The organism is Pelovirga sp. (assembly GCF_059864205.1).
The window spans coordinates 1-2463 of the sequence record NZ_JCBCBS010000138.1; the positions used below are offsets into that span (position 1 = coordinate 1).

At 56.2% G+C, this 2463-nt stretch carries 2 protein-coding genes and 1 tRNA gene; 2 read left to right on the plus strand and 1 reads right to left on the minus strand.

Annotation, left to right across the window (positions count from 1 at the left end; all coding sequences use genetic code 11):
- Positions 1–248: 248 nt before the first annotated feature.
- Positions 249–324: transfer RNA gene (locus tag AC6F7T_RS08925), tRNA-Ala, on the minus strand.
- 200 nt (positions 325–524) lie between these two features.
- Here AC6F7T_RS08925 and selA point away from each other — a divergent pair.
- Together selA and AC6F7T_RS08935 are read left to right on the plus strand one after the other, a co-directional pair.
- A complete protein-coding gene (gene selA, locus AC6F7T_RS08930) occupies positions 525–1946 on the plus strand; it encodes an L-seryl-tRNA(Sec) selenium transferase (RefSeq protein ID WP_500717990.1) in 1422 nt (473 codons plus the stop codon).
- Positions 1940–2463: GTP-binding protein (locus tag AC6F7T_RS08935; RefSeq protein ID WP_500717993.1), on the plus strand; the 524-nt coding region annotated here is incomplete at its 3' end. The genes selA and AC6F7T_RS08935, both read left to right, overlap by 7 nt.

Below are 2463 nucleotides of genomic sequence, written 5' to 3' on the forward strand. Positions count from 1 at the left end.
GCCTTGTGATGGTATGGGCGACCGTTACGCAGTAACGACTATTCCGTTTCCGGTAACGATATAAAGATCAGAGCGGCTAACACTGCTCCGAAAAAGAAAAAACCCCTCATGCCGGAGGGGGGGAGGCACGAAGGGTTTCGAGGGAAAGTTCCCTCTTTTTTTTTCTATTTCAAGCGTTTTCAGGTAGGTGGGTTTTTTGTTGGGTAGTCTTTAAAAAGCCTTGTAAGTACCTGAAAACACTAGTGATCTGGTGGAGCTACGCGGGATCGAACCGCGGACCTTTTGACTGCCAGTCAAACGCTCTCCCAACTGAGCTACAGCCCCATTACAGTGGGCGAGTTATAGCAAACCCTGAGTTGAACTGTCAACATGAAAAAACCGATTTGTGCTGACGACTGGAACAACTGGTCTAGTCATCTGATTAGTGTCGTGTTAGAATCCGCTCGCAAAAAAAGTGAATAGGTGTCTGTTAGTCGCTACGGCACACATGCAGGTATCGATGTGGTTATTACAAGGGTGAACGCATGAGCGAACGACAAAATCTGCTACGACATCTCCCGGCGGTTGATCGGGTGTTGCGCGAGGAGGTGTTGCAGACGCTGGCTGATCAGTTGTCGGCTGATATCCTGACCGAGGCCGTGCAACAGCACATTGATTGGTTGCGTTGTCAGTTGCTTGACGGCGGGGCCTCAGCCCTTAGCGGCGAGGCGCTGGAACCTGCCGCCGTCGCCAATGCCGCAGCTGACTCTTGCCGAGCGTTGCTCAAGCCTTCCCTGCGTAAGGTGATCAATGCCACCGGTACCCTGCTGCATACCAACCTTGGGCGCGCCCCCCTGGCTCCCCAAGCATTGCGGGCGATTAACGATGTCGCCGGCGGTTATTCCACCCTCGAAATGGATATGAGCAATGGCAAGCGCGGTGAGCGTTACAGTCATGTTGAAGGGCTGCTCTGTCGCCTGACCGGCGCCGAAGCGGCACTGGTGGTGAATAATAATGCCGGTGCGGTACTGCTGGCCCTCAGCGCCCTTGGGCGTGATCGTGAAGCCATTGTTTCCCGTGGCGAACTGGTCGAAATCGGTGGCGCCTTCCGGATTCCCGAGGTGATGGAAGCAGGCGGCGTCCATTTACGTGAAGTCGGCAGTACCAACCGCACCCATCTGCATGATTACGCCCGTGCCATCGGCGAGCAAACGGCGATTCTGCTCAAGGTCCACACCAGTAATTTCCGGATTGTCGGATTCACGGGTGAGGTGTCATCTGCTGAATTGGTGGAGCTTGGCCGCGAACATCGGTTGATCGTCATGGAAGATCTCGGCAGTGGCCTGCTGATCGATTTGAGCTCTTTTGGCTTGGCGGCAGAACCAACCGTCGGTGAGGTGGTGCACTCGGGAGTGGATGTGGTGACCTTCAGCGCTGACAAACTGCTGGGCGGCCCCCAGGCCGGCATCATTGTCGGTCGCAAAGACCTCATTCGAAAAATTGCCCAACACCCGCTGGCGCGGGCCTTACGTATCGATAAATTAACCCTGGCCGCCCTTGAAGCAACCTTGCGGCTTTACTTGCTGCCGCAGCGGGCTCTTAGTGGAATTCCGGTGTTGACCATGTTTGCTGCTGACCCACAGCAGCAAAAAAGCCGCTGTGAGGCCCTGCTTCAGCGTTTGCAGGAGGAGGGAGCGGCAGCAGATGTTGAGCTGGTTGAGGATATCTCGCGCGTCGGCGGCGGAGCGATGCCGCTGACGGAACTGCCCGATTGGGCGCTTGCCATCAGACCGCGGCAGGGTAGCGTCAGTGTCCTTGCCACGCGCCTGCGTGATTACTCGCCGGCGCTGATTGCCCGTATTCGCGACGATGCACTGCTGGTGAACCTGCGCGCCGTATTTGTGGCAGATGATTATCTGCTGGCGCAGTTGCTGCTCGCGGCGTTAGCAGGTGAGGAATTGTGCTGAATCGCCAGGGCCATTACATCATCGGTACCGCCGGCCACGTTGACCATGGTAAGACGGCGCTGATCAGAGCCTTGACCGGGGTTGAAACCGATCGCCTGGCTGAAGAAAAAAAACGGGGGATTTCCATCGAACTTGGTTTTGCCCGCCTCGATCTCGGTAATGGACAGGTTGCCGGGGTTGTTGATGTCCCCGGCCACGAAAAATTTATCCCGCAGATGCTCAGTGGTATTGCCGGTATCGATCTGGTTCTGCTCGTGGTTGATGCTAACGAAGGGGTGATGCAGCAGACCCGTGAGCATCTGCAGATCATGGAACTGCTTAAGCTCCAGAATGGCATTCTGGTCATTTCCAAGTGTGATCTGGTCGAACCTGACTGGCTTGATATTATCGAAGAAGAGGTGCGCGAACAGGTGGCCGGAACCTTCCTGGCAAAGGCTCCCTGCTGCCGTGTTTCGGCCCTGGCCGGTGTCGGATTGGATGATCTGCTGGAGACCATCCGTCGGCAACTGCGCCAGGA

What these genes read in the sequence shown, in the direction of transcription:
- selA (WP_500717990.1), top strand. Translation starts at nt 525, where the DNA reads ATGAGCGAACGACAAAATCTGCTACGACATCTCCCGGCGGTTGATCGG.